The organism is Parapedobacter sp. GCM10030251 (assembly GCF_042666505.1).
Classification (GTDB): domain Bacteria; phylum Bacteroidota; class Bacteroidia; order Sphingobacteriales; family Sphingobacteriaceae; genus Parapedobacter.
The window spans coordinates 34,528-53,973 of the sequence record NZ_JBHTDN010000007.1; the positions used below are offsets into that span (position 1 = coordinate 34,528).

Genomic DNA, 19,446 nt, shown 5'->3' on the forward strand with positions numbered 1-19,446 from the left:
TTACGGAACCGATAACCAGATTTTGCCCAGACGCTGCTGTTCCGGTGTTGCGTCAACCAAGGGAACGATGGAAAATGACCCGCGGTTATCTTTCATAAGCGTTACGCTGAGTTCACGTATCCTCCCATCCCTGGCGATCAGTACCTGAAGCATATCGCCAATAGCCGCGGTCTGCAATACCCGGTTCAGTTCTTTACCGTGGACGTCTAATCGTTCGCCGTTGATAGCGATGATCTCATCTCGTACGTTAATGCCGTCATTCCAGGCACTGCTACTTCGGCTTACCGCGGTAACGACAACTCGACCATCAACGATGGAAGTGGAAATCCCTAAGTCAGGTAACTCTCGTCCGTCATTATAGTCGATTACTTCGTAACCTACGGCGTTTAGATAGCGGTTATAATCCAATGATCCGGTTGTATGGGCCGCCTCGAAGATATCTGCGACAGATGTTCCCGCAACTTGTTCGATCAGTGTTTGGAATTCGTGCTCTTCAAAGCCTCGTTTTTTATCGACGTAAAACGTCTGATAGGCGGCTTTCAAGACGTCATCCAACCGCTTTTCACCATTGGTGGCGGCAAGTATCTTGAGGTCGAGCATCATCGCAAGCAAAGCCCCTTTGTTGTAATAGGAGATGCTTGTATTTGCTGAATTTTCATCCGGGCGATAATATTTGATCCATGCATCGAAACTGGCAGAGGCCGCGGATTGTATTTGATTTCCCGCACGGTTCTCGATCGTGTTGATATCATTGCTCAACGCCTGTAAATAATTGTTTTCGTTTAGGAAGCCACAGCGACGGAGTAATAAATTGTCGAAATATGCTGTGAAACCTTCCATGATCCATAAGGCAGTTGTGTAATTTTCCGCTTCGTAGTCAAATGGACCAAGTTCGAGTGGCCGCAATCGTTTGACATGCCATAGGTGGAAATACTCGTGTGCCACGAGTCCGAGAAACCCAATATACGACCGCTCGTTTTGGTAGCCATTGCGGGTAGCTCCCAATACCGTTGAGTTGAGATGTTCCAAACCACCTCCGCCCGACTGATAATTGTGCACAATGAACACATAGCGTTTATTCGGATTCACGCCAAAAATCTGGGTCGCACGTTCCACGATAGCTGCGCAATCTTCCTTGAGTCGAGCCTTGTCGTAATTGCCTCCGCCTACCATGGCAATTTCGTGCAGTACGCCGGCGGCCTCAAATGTAAAGATGTCCTGGTTGCCTATTTCTATAGGCGAGTCGAATAGAATGTCGAAATTGGCGGCGTGGTATGTTCCGGGCTTTCCCTCAACCGGCGTTAATCCAGTGGAGATTTTAGACCAGGAGGAATGGGGCAGAATCGTTACTTCCGTGGGAAGGTCGAGCAAGCCGTCTATGTATAGAAACGTGCCTGCCGGCGATAGAAAGGCATGGCTGTCATCGATAAAATTAGTCCGTACCGACACCTCAAAGCCATAAACACGGTATTGGACCGTCAGGCTACGTTTTTTTTTCGAGTCGATCCGCCAGGTGTTTTTGTTAAGTTTCTTCGTCGCCAGGGAAGCCCCTTGCTCGTCAAACGCCTCTAAACCTTCCACATTTTTTGCATACTCACGCACCAAATATGAACCTGGAGTCCAAACCGGCATTTTAACGTCGATGAAATCACGCTGGAAGTTCTCAATTTTCATCGTGATTTCTACATAATGGGCCTGGGGTTCCTTGAAGGAAACTTCGAAATGGATGCGCGGTTGAGAGGCGGCAAACGTGGAAGACACTGCGGTTGTCATCAGTAAAAGTAAGTTGGTGCGAATTTTTTTCATAGTCATAGTCCAATCTAGCTCAGTTTTCCCTTATCATGAGCGTCGCGGTGGCCTGTGCAGTGGGCATGATTACCAGGTCATTGATATTGACGTGTTTCGGGCGCGAAACAGCAAACCATGCTGCCTCCGCAACGTCGTCGGCGACCAAGGGTTCGAGATTTTGGTATACAGCAGCCGCCCGATCTTTGTCGCCTTTAAAGCGAACAACGGAGAACTCTGTTTCCACCATGCCAGGGTGGATGGCCGTCACACGGATGTGTTTATCCAGTAAATCTATGCGCATGCCCTTGGTCAACGCATCTACGGCGTGCTTGGTAGCACAATAAACATTTCCGTTGGGATACACTTCCTTGCCGGCAATGGAACCGATGTTGATGATGTGGCCTTCGTTACGTGCAGCCATGATCGGAGCCACCGCACGTGTCACATATAACAGGCCCTTTATATTGGTGTCAATCATCCGATCCCAATCGCCGATATCACCCTCGTGGATCGGATCAAGTCCTTGGCTAAGACCTGCGTTGTTAATCAGCACATCCACCTGCTGCCATCCGCTTGGAAGGTTGCTGAAGGTCGAGAATACTTCATCCGCATCGCGTACATCAAGGGCGAGAAGGTGGGTGTTGATCCCATACGAACTCATCAATTGGTCCGAAAGCTCCGTGAGGCGATCGATACGTCTGGCTGCCAGCAGAAGATCATATCCCTCCCGGGCAAACACCGAAGCACATGCCGCGCCGATACCCGCACTGGCACCTGTAATGAAAGCTTTTTTTTGAGACATGAGATGTTGTGTTTTTATTCGAAAAACAAGCTGACTTGAAAGTTTCGCAATGTCAGCCGGTCAATCGGACGATTATACATATTATATTCACTCCTGTCAAGAAGATTACCTACGCTTTGCACCCACCTGACTTCCGGCGACATCTTGAAGAAATCAAAGTATAGATCAAACCCGATGCCGGCTTCATAAGAGAAATAGCCGGGTTTGGTCTTCAGCAGTTTTTCAGCCGGAGAGAAGCTTGCGTCATCGTATCGTTTGCCCGAAACTACGTTGATGGAGTACTTGCCTCCTCCGATCAAATAGCCGCGGTAATTGCCCTTGCGGTCCGATTTAAACTTGATAAGTAACGGCAGGTCGATGTAGGAAGCACGGATTAGTCTTTCGGTGACCTCGGTGGAAATTGAATACTTGTAATTTACCACTTTATTGGAAAAAACAAGTGAGGGAGTAAATCGTAAATTGGCATTTTCAGTAAGTTTTATGTCAGCCAATAATCCCAAGCCTACACCGTGATAGAACGGAGAGGAAACCCCCAAGAGGGAGGCCGTATCTGCTGCAGAAGCCATGGGATTGGGTGTCTGCCAATCCGGTTTCAGCGTGATTTTATAGTCGGCATTGATGTAGTGGAAGCTAAACCCGAAATGCAGCGGTTCGTCGTCTACACCACCGCCCCACCGCTGAAACTTTTGCTGCGCATAGGCAGAAGACGCCGTCAGCAACAGTAATAAGCCCATAGCGAACCGTACCGATATCGGGTAGACAACGTTCATTTAGTGCCGATATAGAGAGTACAGATACCGAACGTTTGCGGACGGTATTCCGTTTGACTGAAACCCACTTGGCGGAGGATATCAGTAAATCGGCGCCCATCTGGAAACTGCGCAACCGATTCGGGCAGGTAGCGGTAGGCACGATCGTCTTTTGAAAACAGTTTACCGATGCGGGGCGTGACGTGGTTGAAATAAAAATGATAAAGCTGCTTCACAGGAAATCCCTTCGGTTTTGAAAATTCGAGGATGACTGCTCTTCCACCGGGCTTCAGTACCCGGCAGATATCAGCCAGACCTCTTTCCAGGTTTTCGAAATTGCGCACACCAAAGCCTACCGTTACCGCATCAAACGTGCCGGTGGCGAAGGGAAGGTTTTCTGAGTCGCCCAATGCGACTTCAAAGCGATCACCGAGGCCTTTTTTAGCTATTTTTTCCTTGGCGACATCCAGCATGCCCTGCGAGATGTCAACGCCGATAATTTTTTGCGGACGCAATATTCGAAGGGCTTCCAACGCAAAATCGCCGGTGCCCGTCGCAACATCCAATAGAAACTGCGGTTGGGCCGTTTTCAGTGTGTGGATAGCTTTCTTTCGCCAGATGATATCGATGCCTAATGATAGGAAATGGTTAAGAAAATCGTAGGTGCCCGAGATATTGTCGAACATGTCGGCTACCTGTTGCTTCTTGTCGGTGTTGTCGTTGTAAGGCTTTACTGTTTCGGATGTTGCCATGGAAGGCAAATTTACGTGAAGTTTTTCGGAAACACTACACGGAGGCCATTCTATTTTTCATGCTTTTTGCAGTCTGGGATCGTCTCTTGTTGTTAAGTAATTGTTAAGGATTGATGCGCTATGATTTGATAATCAATCGCTATCGTATCCAGCGGTCTGCATGTTCATTTTTATTGTGTGCTTTTGTTCCGCAATTTTGTATATTAACACTTTGTAAAGTTGTTAACAGTTGTTCAACGATTTGTGATTCAGGATCAATTTTGTTTTGTTAACATTTTTTGCACACGCTGTGTTGAAAACGTATCTTGCTAATTATGCCTATTTCAGGCGGAAAGGATTTGTGGAAAATGTATTGTGAAAAGGTTGTTCAGAACTTGTCTATATGTGCCTATCAAAAATACCTACATTTGCTCTGCTGGTTTTCGAAGCAGCAGCCGGTGATAAGCCGTGGTTTCAATTCTACCTACATTAGTTAATGATAGTATAACATATGACCAACGAGAATGAATATGCTTCCAGCCAAGCCGGTAATTCTTCCCGGGGTACATTCGCAGAGCGGCGTACGCGGTTGAATAATTTGGTGAGCGGATTGGGAAAACTGCCGCCTCAGGCGGTGGATCTCGAAGAGGCGGTATTAGGGGCGCTTATGCTGGAGAAAAATGCACTCAGTGAGGTCATTGACATTCTCAAGCCTGAAACGTTTTACGTCGAAGCTCACCAGAAAATTTTCGAGGCGATCTATAACCTCTTCCAGAAGACTTCGCCAATTGATTTGCTCACCGTGACTGCTGAATTGCGTAAGATGGGCGCATTGGAGCTTGTGGGAGGCGCCTATTACATTACACAGTTGACCGACCGGGTGGTGTCAGCGGCTAATATCGAGTATCATGCGCGTATTATTTCACAGAAATACATCCAGCGCGAGCTTATTAAAGTATCTACGGAGATCATCAACAATGCATACGAAGACACGACAGATATCTTCGATTTGATGGATCATGCGGAAAAGAGTCTGTTCGATATTGCACAGAATAATTTGAGGCGGGATACCCGGAAAATGGATGACATTATGCGGGAGGCTGTGGAAGCATTGGAAACACTTCGTGACCGGACCGACGGCCTCACTGGCGTTCCTTCTGGGTTTACGGAACTTGATCGGATGACCTCAGGCTGGCAGCCCTCAGACCTCGTAATTATTGCGGCCCGTCCGGCGATGGGTAAAACCGCTTTTGTGCTAAGCTGTGCGCGCAATGCTGCAGTGGATCATAACAAACCCGTGGCCGTATTTTCCCTTGAAATGTCGTCCGTGCAACTGGTGAACCGTCTCATTGCTGGCGAAACGGAAATCGAACAGGAGAAATTGCGGAAAGGCAATCTGGCAGACCATGAGTGGACACAGCTTCATTCCCGCATCGGACGGCTTACGCAAGCACCATTGCTGATTGATGATACGCCTGCACTTAATATCTTTGAATTCCGTGCCAAGTGCCGCAGGCTAAAAGCCCAATACGACATTCAAATGGTTATTGTGGACTACCTGCAATTGATGCACGGCAAAAATGATGGCAAGGGGGGGAACCGTGAACAGGAAATTGGCAGCATCTCCCGTTCATTGAAGTCTGTCGCAAAGGAACTGAACATTCCGGTTTTGGCACTTTCCCAATTGAGCCGTGCGGTAGAAAGCCGTCCGGGTGGAAGCAAACGCCCCATGTTGTCGGATTTGCGTGAATCCGGTTCCATTGAGCAGGACGCCGATATGGTGCTGTTCTTGTACCGACCGGAATATTATGGGCTGACCGAAGATGAAGCCGGGCGCCCGACGGCCGGTGTCGGTGAAGTAATTATCGCGAAGCACAGGAATGGGGAAACCGGCACAGTACAGCTTAAATTTGTGGGTAAGTACGTGAAATTCGCAGACTTGGAAGACGATTTTTCCTTCGGTGGCGATGGTTTGCCGGATTCAGGTTCATTTGCATCGGGCATGTCCCCGTCCAATTCGTTTGATGCACCCGGTAGCATTATCCGTCAATCGCGGATGAATGATATGAACGATGATTCGCCTTTTTAGCCCATAATTTTGTACCTTTACGCCTCAATCAGAAACGATAGAAGAGGAATAGGATTTTGGATTATTTAGCAGGTTTAAACCCATCTCAGCGGGCCGCAGTGGAGCAAACTGAGGGGCCGGTGATGATTGTGGCCGGAGCAGGTTCTGGTAAGACACGTGTAATAACTTATCGAGTGGCTCACTTGGTGCGGCGGGGAGTTGATCCGTTTAATATTTTGGTGCTTACATTTACCAACAAGGCTGCCAAGGAAATGCGTGAACGCATTATGAAGGTAGTGGGCGATGAGGCCAAGAATATATGGATGGGCACGTTCCACTCCGTGTTTGCGAAGATACTGCGAGTGGAGGCGGAACACATCGGGTACCCGCGGAATTTCACCATCTATGATACGGATGATAGCAAAAGTCTCATACGCAGTATCCTCAAAGAGATGCAGTTGGATGACAAACTGTACAATGCAAACTTTGTTTACAACCGGATATCATCTGCCAAGAACAACTTGATTTCGGCGCAGGAATACAGTAGCAATGAGCAGATACAGGCGGAAGATTTTTCCAACGGACGAGGACAACTCGGGCAGATTTATCTTGCCTATACGCAACGGTGCTATAAAGCGGGTGCGATGGATTATGACGATCTCTTATTCAAAACCAATGTGTTGTTCCGGGAATATCCCGATGTGCTGCATAAATACCAGCACAAATTCAAATACTTGATGGTAGACGAGTATCAAGATACCAACTTTTCTCAGTATCTGATTGTTCGCAAGTTGGCCGCTATCAACGAAAATATCTGTGTAGTAGGCGACGATGCACAGAGCATTTATGCTTTCCGCGGCGCGAACATCCAAAATATCCTTAACTTCGAGAAAGACTATCCCGATCTGAAGGTATTCAAGCTGGAACAGAACTACCGATCTACGCAGAATATTGTAAATGCAGCTAACAGCATCATTGCCAATAACAAGAATCAGCTGAAAAAGCATGTGTTTTCAGAGAATGAAACGGGAGAAAAAATCAAGGTATGCCGGGCATTCAGCGATAACGAAGAAGGTAAGATTGTCGCAGAATCCATAGCTCAGGAGCGGGCACTCAAAGGGTGGAAGTATCACGATTTTGCCATCCTATACCGTACCAATGCGCAGTCGCGGGCCATGGAAGAAGCGCTTCGTAAAATCAACATCCCCTACAAGATTTACGGAGGAACTTCTTTTTACCAGCGCAAAGAAATCAAAGATCTGATAGCGTATTTCAGGTTGACATTCAACCCCAATGATGAGGAGGCAATCAAACGGGTGATCAACTACCCTCGCAGGGGGATCGGGGATACGACGATAGACCGAATTTTGATTGCCGCGGATCAGCATCAACTCACCCTTTGGGAAGTCATCAGCCAAGCCTCAACCTATCTCGATGGCAGAAGTGCCGGTGCGGTCGGTACGTTTGCCACCATGATACAAGGTTTTCAGGTAGTTGCAAAGGGGCATTCGGCATTCGATGCTGCGATGCACATTGCGCAACATTCGGGGATTCTTAAAGACCTGTATGAGGACAAATCCGTGGAAGGGCTAAGCCGCTATGAGAATATCCAGGAACTGCTCAACGGTATCAAGGAGTTCAGCGAACGAGAAGATATAGAAGAAAAGGGACTTGACGTGTTTATGCAGGACGTTGCCCTACTTACCAATGATGATAACGATAAGGATCCCAATGCTGACACCGTGTCGCTCATGACCATCCATTCTTCGAAAGGGTTGGAGTTTCCACATGTATTCATCGTCGGATTGGAAGAAAATCTGTTTCCTTCACAATTGTCGCTTAACTCACGCAGTGAATTGGAAGAAGAGCGACGGCTCTTTTATGTTGCGGTTACCCGTGCCGAGAAAAAGCTGACATTGAGTTACGCTACGTCGCGGTACCGATGGGGCACGTTAAATAATTGCGAACCCAGCCGTTTCCTCGATGAGTTGAATCCTACGTATCTCGAATTGGATTTCAAGCCCCGCGTGGTACCCGAAAGTATGGCTTCCTTTGCTGACGAACGCCAGGCTTGGGGGCAGCGGGATGTGTTTACGAAACCCAAGCCCAAAACGCCACCGAAAACCACAGCAATGCTACCTAAAGCACATACTCCCACTCGGGGATTTGCGCCCTCGGATACCAGCAGTTTGCAGGTAGGTATGGAGGTGGAGCACGAGCGGTTTGGTTTTGGAAAGGTAATCAATCTGGAGGGCGGAAAAAATGAGGTAAAAGCAACTATTTTCTTCCAAGAATTGGGACAGAAGCAATTGTTGCTTAAATTTGCCAAATTAAGGATTGTGGGGTGAGCGTAAACGGATAGATAAAAGTTATGGAAATGAATTTTGATTATAATAGCACACGGCCAAAGTTAATTTTGGCGGAATATGGCCGGAATGTACAGAATATGGTGGACTACATCTGTGCATTACCGACCAAGGAAGAGCGCAACCGCCATGCCCAAGTCGTGATCGACATGATGGGGTTCCTCAATCCGCACCTTCGAGACGTGGCCGATTTCAAGCATAAACTTTGGGATCACCTCCATATCATATCGGACTTTAAGATTGATGTAGATTCGCCGTATCCTATTCCGGATCAGAATGCCATCCACCCTAAACCCGAATTGTTGGACTATCCACAGCACCGGATCCGGTACAAACATTACGGTCATACCATTGAAAAAATGATCGACCGCGCGCGGAAAATTGCAGATCCGGAAAAGAAAAAGAGCATGACACAGGCCATCGCTAATTTTATGAAAATGGCCTATGTGACCTGGAATAAGGATACCGTGGAAGATGATTTGATCATTGCTGATCTTCGCGAGTTATCCAATGGTGAGCTGCAACTGGCGCCCGATGTAAGTTTAACCAAACTTGACTTCAAAACCCCTCCTCCGGGCAGCCGGACCAAAGGCGGAGCGCCCCAGCAGAACAACAACGGAAAAAATAAAAAACCCCAAAAGAAAAAGAAAAAGCATTGAATGCATTCGAAATACATGGGGGTAAGCCGTTAGCCGGCGAGATTATTCCCCAGGGTGCGAAAAACGAGGCCTTGCAGATTCTGTCAGCCGTCCTCTTGACCGAGGAAGCCGTAACCGTAAGTAACGTTCCGGATATCAAAGATGTCAATAAATTGATCGAACTGCTTGGCGACTTGGGCGTAGAAATAAATCGCCTGAGCCAGGATAAGTACGTATTTCGGGCGAAAGATATCAATCTGGAATATTTCAAATCCGAAGCGTTCAAAAGCAAAGGTAGCGGTTTACGGGGGTCAATCATGATTGTGGGGCCGCTATTGGCACGGTTTGGAAAAGCAGCTATCCCGAAACCAGGAGGTGATAAAATCGGTCGGCGGAGATTGGATACACATTTTCTCGGTTTTGAAAAATTGGGTGCACGTTTCCATTACGATGCTGACGCCCACTTCTTCAATGTTGATGCTACCGATTTGACGGGCACTTACATTTTGATGGACGAAGCGTCGGTAACCGGTACAGCCAATATTGTGATGGCAGCCGTATTGGCGAAAGGGACTACTACAATCTATAATGCGGCATGCGAACCCTATCTGCAGCAACTGTGTAAGATGCTGAACCGGATGGGAGCCAAAATTGCGGGTATTGGTTCTAATTTGTTGACCATCGAAGGGGTGGATCGTTTGGGGGGAACCGAGCATCGCATGCTACCTGATATGATTGAGATCGGTTCGTTCATTGGCCTTGCAGCAATGACCGAGTCGGAAATCACCATCAAAGACGTACATTTTCATGAACTTGGCATTATTCCTTCCGTGTTTTCAAAGCTGGGAATCCAATTTGAGTTGAGAGGCGACGATATCTACATACCTCAGCAGAAAAGTTATGAGATCGATACTTTTATCGATGGCTCGATTCTGACGGTCGCCGATGCACCTTGGCCAGGCTTTACGCCCGACTTACTGAGCATCGTACTCGTAGTTGCCACACAAGCCAAGGGTAACGTGTTGATCCATCAGAAAATGTTTGAAAGCCGGTTGTTTTTTGTGGATAAACTGATTGATATGGGCGCACAGATTATTCTCTGTGACCCCCACAGGGCTACGGTAATTGGGCTTAACAAGGCTTTTAAGTTGCGTGGCATCCAAATGACTTCTCCGGATATCCGGGCTGGAGTTTCTCTCCTTATTGCGGCGCTTTCGGCGCAGGGGAAATCTGTCATTCACAACATCGAACAAATCGAACGGGGGTATCAGGATATCGAAAAGCGATTGCAGGCGATAGGGGCCAATATCCGCCGAATCGATTCGAATCCGACTGCGCATTAAAACAATTTCGCCGGTTAATTGTTATTTTTGCCGTAGCCGTAGGAAATGATAACCGTTTATATTCAAATAATGTCTAACCATCTATTACTTAATCATTCAAATTCATGGAAAAATTGTTTTTATCCGTAGCAGCAGGGGCGTTGATATTGAGCTCATGTGTAAGCAATCCCGAAGGAAAAAAAGCGGAAACCACAGACAGTGTGGAAACCACGGCAAATGTTGGAGCAGGCAATGCGTTGCCGGTAGATACCAGCGCATCTGAGCTGGCTTGGACCGGACGTAAAGTGAGCGGTCAACATCACGGTACTGTCAAAATTAAATCGGGTTCCCTGACGGTAAATAACGGGCAATTGACCGGTGGTAATTTCGTGGTTGACCTGACCACGATCACCAATCATGACCTGGATGGGGAATACAAAGGAAAATTGGAAGGTCATTTGAAGTCGGCCGACTTTTTCGACGTGGAAAATCATCCGGAAGCTACTTTTGAAATTACCGGAGTGGAACCGGGGGCGGAAGCCGGTGTTGTTAAGGTTTCCGGCAACCTAACCATCCGTGGCGTAAGTAAGAATATTACGTTTGATGCCCATGTGCAGGAGGCTACGGATACATCGGTCAAAGCGACGGCCGATTTCAACATCGCCCGTGAAGATTGGGGCGTGAATTATGCCGGACAGGCCGACGATTTGATCAGCAAGGAGATCAATCTGAAGGTGACATTGGTTGCGGGAGCCTAAGGGTATTCCAGCAATTTATACAACATATGGATAAACCCCGTAGCTTTGCTCGGGGTTTTTTGATGTCGCTAGAATTTCCAATGGCGCAGTGAAGAAATTGGGTCAGCCGATTAGTATTCGGAGATTGCGTTGATGATATCGTATTGGGTGATGATGGCGATTTTCCCGTGTTCGTCTTCGACCAATACTGCCTGATTGTCTTTATGAATGAGCGAAGATATCTTGTCGATCGAGGTGCGTAAATCTACGAATGGAAAAGGTTGAGTGCAGATTTCCTCCACGCGGGCCGATTTTAGGGTAGGGTTCTCTAGCAGGGCATGTAGAATGTCCGCTTCGGTCACTTTGCCAATAACCATTCCCTGCTGGGTCACGGGTATCTGTGAAATGTTAAGCGCTTTCATCAGGTTAAACGTTTCGATAACCGACTGTTCAACGTCAGCGGTGACGATAGGTACATCGCCGCGTTTTTTAAGAATAGATTGCGCCGTTAGTTTTTCGTCTCTGAGGAAGCCACGCTCACGGAGCCAATCTTCATTATACATTTTACCCATATACCGTGACCCGTGGTCGTGCAGAATGATGACAACTACGGAATTTTCGTCCAGTTTTTCGCGCAACTGGAGAAGTCCCGCAACTGCCGCGCCAGCAGAATTGCCAGCGAAAATCCCTTCTTTGCGTGCGAGCTCCCGCGTCATTAAGGCAGCGTCTTTATCGGTTACTTTCTCGAACAGGTCAATTACTTCAAAATTCACATTTTTTGGGAGGAAATCTTCTCCTATACCCTCCGTGATGTACGGATAGATTTCGCTTTTGTCAAATAAACCTGTTTCTTTATATTTCTTGAAGACCGATCCATACGAATCGATTCCCCAGATCTGTATGCGGGGGTTCTTTTCCTTCAGATACCGACCTACGCCACTGATGGTACCGCCAGTGCCTACCCCTGCAACCAAGTGGGTAATCCGCCCTTCGGTTTGCTCCCATATTTCAGGTGCGGTCTGTTCGTAGTGTGCCTGCGTGTTCGATAAGTTATCGTACTGATTGGCTTTCCATGAGTTGGGAATTTCTCGCTCCAGACGGCTCGAAACCGAATAGTAGGAGCGAGGATCTTCTGGATCCACGTTGGTAGGGCAGACGATAACCTGGGCGCCGAAGGCACGTAATGCATCAATTTTTTCCTTCGATTGCTTGTCTGTGGTAGTAAATATGCAGGTATACCCTTTGATAACTGCTGCGATCGCCAGCCCCATACCGGTATTACCGGATGTGCCCTCAATAATGGTGCCTCCCGGTTTGAGCAGTCCAGCTTTTTCGGCGTCTTCAATCATCTTTACCGCCATGCGGTCCTTAATGGAATTACCTGGGTTTGTGGTCTCCACTTTTACCAACACAGTACCTTTGACATCTCGGGTGATGTTGTTGAGCTTAACCAATGGTGTATTACCGATGGTTTCCAGTATGTTGTTGTACCACATTGCAGAACGATTAAAATTTCAGGTGCTTCACGGTAAGCCCATTGTTGATGAGCTGTCGCAACGATTCGATTCCGATGGTGAGGTGTGTTTCCACGAATTCGGCGGTTACGCTCGAATCGCTCTCTACCGTTTTTACACCTTCAGGTATCATGGGTTGGTCCGAAACAAGCAACAGTGCGCCAGTGGGAATCTTGTTGGCAAACCCTACGGAAAATATCGTGGCTGTTTCCATATCCACCAGCATGGCCCGAATGCTCTTGAGATACCGCTTGAAGGACTTATCATGTTCCCATACCCGCCGATTGGTCGTATAGACGGTTCCGGTCCAATAATCCAGCGAATGATCTCGTATGGTTGTGGATATAGCCTTCTGCAGGGCAAACGCTGGAAGGGCCGGAACCTCGGGTGGAAAATAGTCGTTGGATGTTCCCTCGCCCCGGATCGCGGCAATCGGCAGTACGAGATCACCGATCTTATTTTTTTTCTTAAGCCCGCCTGCTTTGCCAAGAAACAACACTGCCTTCGGGGCAATTGCAGACAGCAGATCCATGATTGTTGCGGCCATCGGACTGCCCATCCCGAAATTAATGATGGTAATTCCTTCAGCCGTCACGCTCTGCATGGGTTTATCCAGACCCATGATAGGAGCATTGTCGTGCATCTCGGAAAAAAGCCTCACATAGTTGGAGAAATTAGTCAACAAAATGTATTCTCCGAATTGGTCCAGAGGGCGGCTTGTATACCGGGGTAACCAGTTGTTTACAATATCTTCCTTGGATTTTAAGCCCGGTTTGATCGGGCTTTGCACCGGTGTTACTTTTTTTGCAGCCATGGCGAGGCCCTCTTGTTACGCCGCTTTCAGCTTTTTCAAATCGGATTTCTCAAATTTGTGTTTCGCATATTCCAGCGATATATAGAACTCCTTTTGCTCATTTTTGTTTTTGGAAGACGGTATTTCAAACATAGCATCCAGCATGATCGCTTCGCAAATGGAACGTAATCCGCGAGCTCCCAGCTTGAATTCATCGGCCTTGTCGACGATAAACTCAAAAACATCCTCGTCAAATTTGAGCGTCACGCCTTCGTAATCAAATAGCTTCTTATACTGCTTAACGAGGGCATTTCTCGGCTCCGTGAGAATGTTAAGCAACGTTTTTTTATCAAGTGGGTTTAGGTAAGTCAATACCGGCAATCTACCTATCAATTCAGGAATTAAGCCATAATTCTTTAAGTCCTGTGGAGTAATGTATTTATAGAGATTATTGACGTCGATGTCGGCATCTTCCTTGTTTACCTTGTATCCGATAGTCTGAGTACGTAGCCGGTTAGCTATCTTCTTCTGAATGCCATCAAATGCGCCGCCGCACATGAATAGAATATTATTCGTATTTACCGCAATCATTTTTTGATCCGGATGTTTGCGGCCGCCTTGTGGCGGCACGTTTACGATGGTGCCTTCCAAGATTTTGAGTAGCGCCTGCTGCACCCCCTCACCGGAAACATCACGGGTGATAGAGGGATTATCGCTTTTCCGGGCAATCTTGTCGATTTCGTCGATGTAGATGATTCCTCGTTCAGCGGCAGCCACATCATAATCCGCCGCCTGAAGCAATCGCGTTAAAATACTCTCCACATCTTCACCCACGTAACCGGCCTCTGTCAACACGGTGGCGTCGCAAATGCAAAACGGTACGTTCAGGATTTTTGCGATGGTCTTCGCCAACAGGGTTTTTCCTGTGCCTGTTTCACCCACCATGATGATGTTCGATTTTTCAATCTCGACCTCATCCTTGTCGACCTTTTGATTGAGTCGCTTATAGTGATTGTATACCGATACGGCCATAACCTTTTTTGCGTCGTCCTGACCAATTACATATTGGTCAAGATGCTCCTTGATTTCGATCGGTCGTATGAGTTTCAGCGTTGTTTGCAGTGCCTTGCTTTTGCGCAGGTTCATCTCTTCGGTCAAGATCTCACTGGCCTGCGTGATGCAGCGATCACAAATGTGAGCACCATCGCCCGCTATTAGCATCAATGCATCCTGTTTCCGTATTCCGCAAAATGAACAAGTCACTTCTTTCATGTTTTTTGCCATTTTATTTTTCCTTTTTGGAGCCTAGCACTTCATCTACCATGCCGTGTTCTTTGGCTTCCGAAGACGTCATCCAGTAGTCGCGATCCGACGACTTTTCCACCCAATCATAGGGTTTGCCTGAATGGTGCGAGATAATTTCGTACAATTCCTTTTTCAATTTCAGCATTTCGCGTAGATTGATTTCCATATCCGATGCCACACCCTGCGCACCTCCTGAAGGTTGATGTATCATTACGCGTGAGTGCGTCAATGCGGCCCGTTTTCCTTTGGCTCCGGCGCAAAGAAGAACGGCTCCCATGGAGGCCGCCATGCCTGTGCAGATCGTGGCCACGTCGGGCGTGATGTACTGCATTGTGTCGTAAATACCCAAGCCAGCATACACACTTCCGCCCGGGGAATTAATGTAGATCTGGATATCGCGATGGGCATCTGCAGACTGAAGGAAGAGCAGCTGTGCCTGGATGATGTTGGCGACCTGATCCGTGACCGCGTCGCCAAGGAAGATTATCCGGTCCATCATAAGACGAGAAAATACGTCCATTTGCGCCACGTTTAGTTGGCGCTCTTCGATGATATACGGCGTAAGCGAAGTCGGCATTTTGTGTTCCACGCGGGAAATAAAGTTGTCGACATGCTGGCTTCCGATCCGGTGGTGTTTGATCGCATATTTTCTGAATTCCTTTTTATCGATACTCATGTTTTTCTGATTAATTCTGCTAATATATGTGATTTTGTTCAAATTCTTACTTAGAGGGACGGTATTAATCGTTGCGGCAAACATCGGGCCATGGACATCAAACGGATGCGTACTGTCAAAATGCCTTATCGCTTGCTGTCAGCATGTCTGGTTTCAATACGGAGAAGCCGCTTTGTTATTATAGGAATCATGAGTGCCCTGCGGTGTCTAATCAAACTTCCTGTTTAAGGCGTCGGAAAATCGGGTAGATCCGGAAGAAATTCGAAGGAGTTTCGATCGAAATCAATGCGGCAATAGTAGTGCTGCAGACCGTTACTTACCAGTAGAAACGGAATTCGGTGTACGGTATTATACCGAGCGATTTGCTCAAAAGTCGACTGGGTGATTTTTACCGAGGGTGCCTTAAATTCAGCCAACAAAATTTTGTTCCCTCCGGTATCGAAAATTACCAGATCACTCCTGCGGGGCATGGTGTTGACTTTCAACCCGCCTTCGATTTTGATGAGCGATTTCGGATAGCGCTTCGTGTGGATGAGGTGTTGTACCCAATGTTGCCGTACCCATTCTTCGGGCGTCAATACAAGCTGCTTTTTGCGCAATTCGTCAAATATATACCACCGGGTGCCGTCCTGTTGGATCTTGGCAGCATACGGCGGCAAATTAAGCGGTATTGGCGTAAACATCTTGCAAACTTAGGGAAGTTACGGATAAAACTTAAAATAATGTTTAACTTGGCGGCGTGAAAAAGAATTCACGCAAAGCGCGCCAGGTTTTTGACAAATATCGCGAAATAAGCCGTCAACAACATTGTGACGAGTTAGTGCACATCGCGGCTTTGCGAACTTTGCAAGAAGCCGTAGCGTCTTCATAACCTTTGCTAGAAAATGGATGCTCATAAGATCATTTCCGATATTAAAAGTAAGAAACTGCTTCCTGTGTATCTATTGCACGGGGAAGAGCCGTATTTTATCGATCAGATCAGCGATTACATAGAGGAGCACGTCTTGGAGGAGGCTCAAAAAGGGTTCGACCAAACCGTTTTGTATGGCAAAGATACGGATTTTATAACCATAGTGAATGCAGCGAAGCGGTATCCAATGCTGGGTAACCACCAGGTCATTCTCGTCAAGGAAGCACAGAACCTAAAGTGGAAAGGGGACGATGACGTGTTGCTGGCCTACTTGGAGAATCCGATGAAGAGTACCGTGTTGGTGCTTGCCCATAAACATGGAAAATTCGATAAGCGGAAAAAAATTTACAAAGTAGCGGAAAAAGTCGGGGTGGTTCTCGAGTCGGCCAAGCTCTACGACGATAAGGTCGCTCCTTGGATCGGTACATTTACAAAAGACCGGGGATGGCAAATACACCCTCAGGCTGCCGCCATGATGGCGGAATACCTCGGGAATGACCTCTCAAAAGTAGTGAATGAGCTGGAAAAACTGATGCTTAACGTGCCTAAGGAACGAGAGATTTCAGTGCAGGACATCGAGCGAAACATCGGCATCAGCAAAGATTTCAATGTCTTTGAATTGAACACCGCCTTAGCCAAACGGGATGTAACGAAAGCATTTCAAATTGTATCGTATTTTGCCGCTAATCCACGTAGCAATCCGATACAGGTAATATTGGGAGCGATGGCCGGTTATTTTACAAAAATATTGAAATATCATTACCTCCCTGACAAGTCGCCCCAAGTGGTGGCCAAGGAGCTAGGCGTTCATCCGTTTTTCACCCGGGAATACGATTTGGCCGCACGCAGCTATAACCGCCGCAAAACCTTTGACGTTATTGCGCATCTTCGTGAGTTCGATTTGAAGTCGAAGGGTCTGAACGCAACCCATGTCGAACAGGGTGATTTACTTAAGGAACTGGTATATAAAATTCTCTATTAATTTTCCATTGACCAATGAACAGGTATTTGTTTGCACTAACGGGTTTGATCCTTTGTTTTTGTCTTTCCGTACAGGCCCAGCGGCGCGGGACTTATACGGTTTTGCAGGCAGGAGGGATGTTTGGCTTGTCTACCACAAGTGAGCAATCGGCAATGCACGGCTATCAGTTCCAATTTGCATTTGGCCGCAATTTTTACGACCGGATGTTTTTGGGATTGGGAATCGGTAACGACGTATACCGTGGCCGCTCCATACTAGTTGACGGCAGCCGTTCCACGCGGCGGATCAGTACATTGCCCATATTTGTTGATTTCAGGGCGCCGTTCGCCCGAATATCGCCCCTTGGTACGTTTGGGGCGGTGGCCGACGCTGGGTATGCTCCGAGCATAGGGGCCGATTATTTTAAGGGATTTATGGGCAAAGCCGGTTTCACCTATTCACATTTGCTGATAGACGGCTCTGACCTTCAATTCAGTGCCGGTTACGGGTTTCAACAGTTTGATTCACGCTTCTCCGAGCGTGCCTTTAACCAGCACAGTGCATTCATTACGGTAGGACTGTTTGTCCATTGATATCATAATGTAACGTTTTCAGAGTGCCTGATCCGTAGTTTCCTGCGGCGTTTTGCATCGACGGTTACCCCTTTGAAACACCAATCTTTCGCGTATTTAATCGTTCCTGCTTCGGTGGCTTCGATATAGACATTTTCAATAAAAAAATTCTGCAAAGGGCTCTCTTTTAGTCCTTCTGCATAGAAGGCTCGCTTCGTATTTCTTGCCATGACGTGGGAAATGGAAACATTCCGGAAAACAGGAATGCCACGGTCTTTCGGACGTACCGGCTCGAGTATGGTCACCCAATGATCCGGCACGTCACGATTGGCGTACGCCTTTGGTAGGGAGGCGTAGCTATAGGATGGGTACCAGTTGGCGGTGATCTCGATGGCGATCTCAACGCTGTCCATGGTGATGTGTTCAAAATGTATATCTTCGACCACACCGCCTCGGGTGGTCGCGGATTTAAAACGGATGCCGCTCCGCGTGCCCAACGCTTTTAAGTTACGGGCGAGGACATGCCGTATGCTGCCGGATGTTTCACTTCCGAAAGTGATCAGTCCGGCCCCATTACGGGAAATGCAGTTTTGTACCACTACATATTCAGTCGGCCGGTTGACGCGAAGCCCATCCCAATCCCTGCCTGCTTTGATGCAAAAATTATCGTCGTTGCAATCGACGTCCGCATTCTGGACTAATATCCATGAGGAGGAATCAATATCAATGCCGTCGGTGCTTGGGCCGTGTCCGTCAATGTTATTTCGCACCCTGATACCATCAATGGTAACGTAAGATGAGTACAGGATATGCAACGTCCAGAATCCAGCTCTTTTGAACGTCACATCTTTTATCAGGATATCCCAGCATCCGTCAACCAATAGCGTCCGTGGTCGTTTCGCATCGTAGTCAACAATCCAGCGCAACTTTTTACGGTCGTATTCTTCCCGCAGTGTCCAATAAGCATCCCAAAAGGGCTTTCCCTGGCCATCGATAACGCCACTGCCGGTTACAGCTGCGTTTTTTTGATGAAGAACATTGATCAGTGCCGACGGCCACATCATTTCCACACCCGCGACACGCGTCCGTATTTCCGGATAATCGACCAAATTCTGGCTCCCCAACAATTCGACGCCTTCGCCCACGTGCAATTCCACATTGCTTTTCAAATAAAGAGATCCGGTAAGGTATTTCCCCCTATTAAACACCACTTTTCCGCCACCCTTTGCGGCACAACTGTCTATGGCAGCTTGAATGGCAACCGTGTTTAAGGTAGTTCCATCGGAAACGGCTCCATAATCTGCGACGTTAAACAACTGATCCGGAATATCCAGCTTGCGTATTCCTACATAAGCCGTCCATTCCGGTTCCTTGGCAGATATACCCATTGCCCAGGTGCCCAACAAAAAAAAAGATAAGAAGATCCGGAAGAAAAAACTCATTGATTCCGCGATTGGTTCTTCTGCAAGTATAGGCATTGCCCGACGATAAACCAAGTGCCTTCTGCTTCAGCC

17 protein-coding genes are annotated in these 19,446 nt (G+C 47.5%); 7 read left to right on the forward strand and 10 right to left on the reverse strand.

The features are described from left to right. Genes ACFQRK_RS17790 through ubiE form a run of 4 tightly spaced genes read right to left on the reverse strand, consistent with a single transcriptional unit; the run spans position 1 to position 4,091 of the window. On the reverse strand, positions 1–1,806 hold the full coding sequence (locus ACFQRK_RS17790) for a M61 family metallopeptidase (protein WP_379009138.1): 1,806 nt from the start codon (positions 1,804–1,806) through the stop codon (positions 1–3). A gap of 19 nt (positions 1,807–1,825) precedes the next feature. Continuing rightward, positions 1,826–2,590, reverse strand: coding sequence for an SDR family oxidoreductase (locus ACFQRK_RS17795; RefSeq protein WP_379009141.1), 765 nt, complete (start codon positions 2,588–2,590; stop codon positions 1,826–1,828). Positions 2,591–2,604: 14 nt separating this feature from the next. Then, a complete protein-coding gene (locus ACFQRK_RS17800) occupies positions 2,605–3,360 on the reverse strand; it encodes an outer membrane beta-barrel protein (protein WP_379009143.1) in 756 nt (251 codons plus the stop codon). Next, positions 3,357–4,091: a bifunctional demethylmenaquinone methyltransferase/2-methoxy-6-polyprenyl-1,4-benzoquinol methylase UbiE gene (gene ubiE, locus ACFQRK_RS17805; RefSeq protein ID WP_379009145.1), complete on the reverse strand. Its 735-nt coding sequence runs from the start codon at positions 4,089–4,091 to the stop codon at positions 3,357–3,359. The genes ACFQRK_RS17800 and ubiE overlap by 4 nt, the downstream gene beginning before the upstream one ends. Positions 4,092–4,581: 490 nt before the next feature. On the opposite strand from ubiE, the gene dnaB reads away from it, so the two are divergent. The 5 genes from dnaB to ACFQRK_RS17830 all read left to right on the forward strand — a co-directional run bounded on the left by dnaB (position 4,582) and on the right by ACFQRK_RS17830 (position 11,222). Continuing rightward, positions 4,582–6,159 (forward strand): replicative DNA helicase, encoded by a 1,578-nt coding sequence (gene dnaB, locus ACFQRK_RS17810; RefSeq protein WP_379009148.1) that lies wholly within the window; start codon positions 4,582–4,584, stop codon positions 6,157–6,159. A gap of 56 nt (positions 6,160–6,215) precedes the next feature. Then, positions 6,216–8,486: an ATP-dependent helicase gene (locus tag ACFQRK_RS17815; protein WP_379009149.1), complete on the forward strand. Its 2,271-nt coding sequence runs from the start codon at positions 6,216–6,218 to the stop codon at positions 8,484–8,486. A gap of 29 nt (positions 8,487–8,515) precedes the next feature. Next, positions 8,516–9,163: a DUF4290 domain-containing protein gene (locus tag ACFQRK_RS17820; RefSeq protein ID WP_379009151.1), complete on the forward strand. Its 648-nt coding sequence runs from the start codon at positions 8,516–8,518 to the stop codon at positions 9,161–9,163. After that, complete coding sequence (gene murA / locus ACFQRK_RS17825; RefSeq protein WP_379009153.1) at positions 9,160–10,485, forward strand: UDP-N-acetylglucosamine 1-carboxyvinyltransferase; 1,326 nt, start codon at positions 9,160–9,162, stop codon at positions 10,483–10,485. The genes ACFQRK_RS17820 and murA overlap by 4 nt, the downstream gene beginning before the upstream one ends. A gap of 104 nt (positions 10,486–10,589) precedes the next feature. After that, positions 10,590–11,222, forward strand: a complete 633-nt coding sequence (locus tag ACFQRK_RS17830; RefSeq protein WP_379009154.1) for a YceI family protein — start codon at positions 10,590–10,592, stop codon at positions 11,220–11,222. 110 nt (positions 11,223–11,332) lie between these two features. Here ACFQRK_RS17830 and ACFQRK_RS17835 read toward each other — a convergent pair whose 3' ends face one another. The 5 genes from ACFQRK_RS17835 to ACFQRK_RS17855 form a co-directional block, all read right to left on the reverse strand. Beyond that, complete coding sequence (locus tag ACFQRK_RS17835; RefSeq protein ID WP_379009155.1) at positions 11,333–12,697, reverse strand: pyridoxal-phosphate dependent enzyme; 1,365 nt, start codon at positions 12,695–12,697, stop codon at positions 11,333–11,335. A 10-nt stretch (positions 12,698–12,707) separates the two neighbouring features. Continuing rightward, the gene (locus ACFQRK_RS17840) at positions 12,708–13,529 is read right to left on the reverse strand and encodes an AMP nucleosidase (protein WP_379009157.1); all 822 of its coding nucleotides are present in this window, start codon (positions 13,527–13,529) and stop codon (positions 12,708–12,710) included. A 15-nt stretch (positions 13,530–13,544) separates the two neighbouring features. After that, positions 13,545–14,792, reverse strand: a complete 1,248-nt coding sequence (gene clpX, locus ACFQRK_RS17845) for an ATP-dependent Clp protease ATP-binding subunit ClpX (protein WP_379009158.1) — start codon at positions 14,790–14,792, stop codon at positions 13,545–13,547. Between the two features lies 1 nt (position 14,793). Continuing rightward, entirely contained in the window at positions 14,794–15,489 is a 696-nt protein-coding gene (gene clpP, locus ACFQRK_RS17850) for an ATP-dependent Clp endopeptidase proteolytic subunit ClpP (protein WP_379009160.1), read from the reverse strand. A 224-nt stretch (positions 15,490–15,713) separates the two neighbouring features. Next, positions 15,714–16,172 carry a type I restriction enzyme HsdR N-terminal domain-containing protein gene (locus ACFQRK_RS17855; RefSeq protein ID WP_379009163.1) on the reverse strand — a complete coding sequence of 153 codons (459 nt, stop codon included), beginning with the start codon at positions 16,170–16,172 and terminating at the stop codon, positions 15,714–15,716. Between the two features lie 201 nt (positions 16,173–16,373). On the opposite strand from ACFQRK_RS17855, the gene holA reads away from it, so the two are divergent. After that, complete coding sequence (gene holA, locus ACFQRK_RS17860; protein ID WP_379009165.1) at positions 16,374–17,381, forward strand: DNA polymerase III subunit delta; 1,008 nt, start codon at positions 16,374–16,376, stop codon at positions 17,379–17,381. Positions 17,382–17,395: 14 nt separating this feature from the next. Then, complete coding sequence (locus ACFQRK_RS17865) at positions 17,396–17,953, forward strand: hypothetical protein (protein ID WP_379009167.1); 558 nt, start codon at positions 17,396–17,398, stop codon at positions 17,951–17,953. Positions 17,954–17,955: 2 nt separating this feature from the next. Here ACFQRK_RS17865 and ACFQRK_RS17870 read toward each other — a convergent pair whose 3' ends face one another. Further along, positions 17,956–19,374 (reverse strand): glycoside hydrolase family 28 protein, encoded by a 1,419-nt coding sequence (locus ACFQRK_RS17870; RefSeq protein ID WP_379009170.1) that lies wholly within the window; start codon positions 19,372–19,374, stop codon positions 17,956–17,958. Between the last annotated feature and the right edge of the window lie 72 nt (positions 19,375–19,446).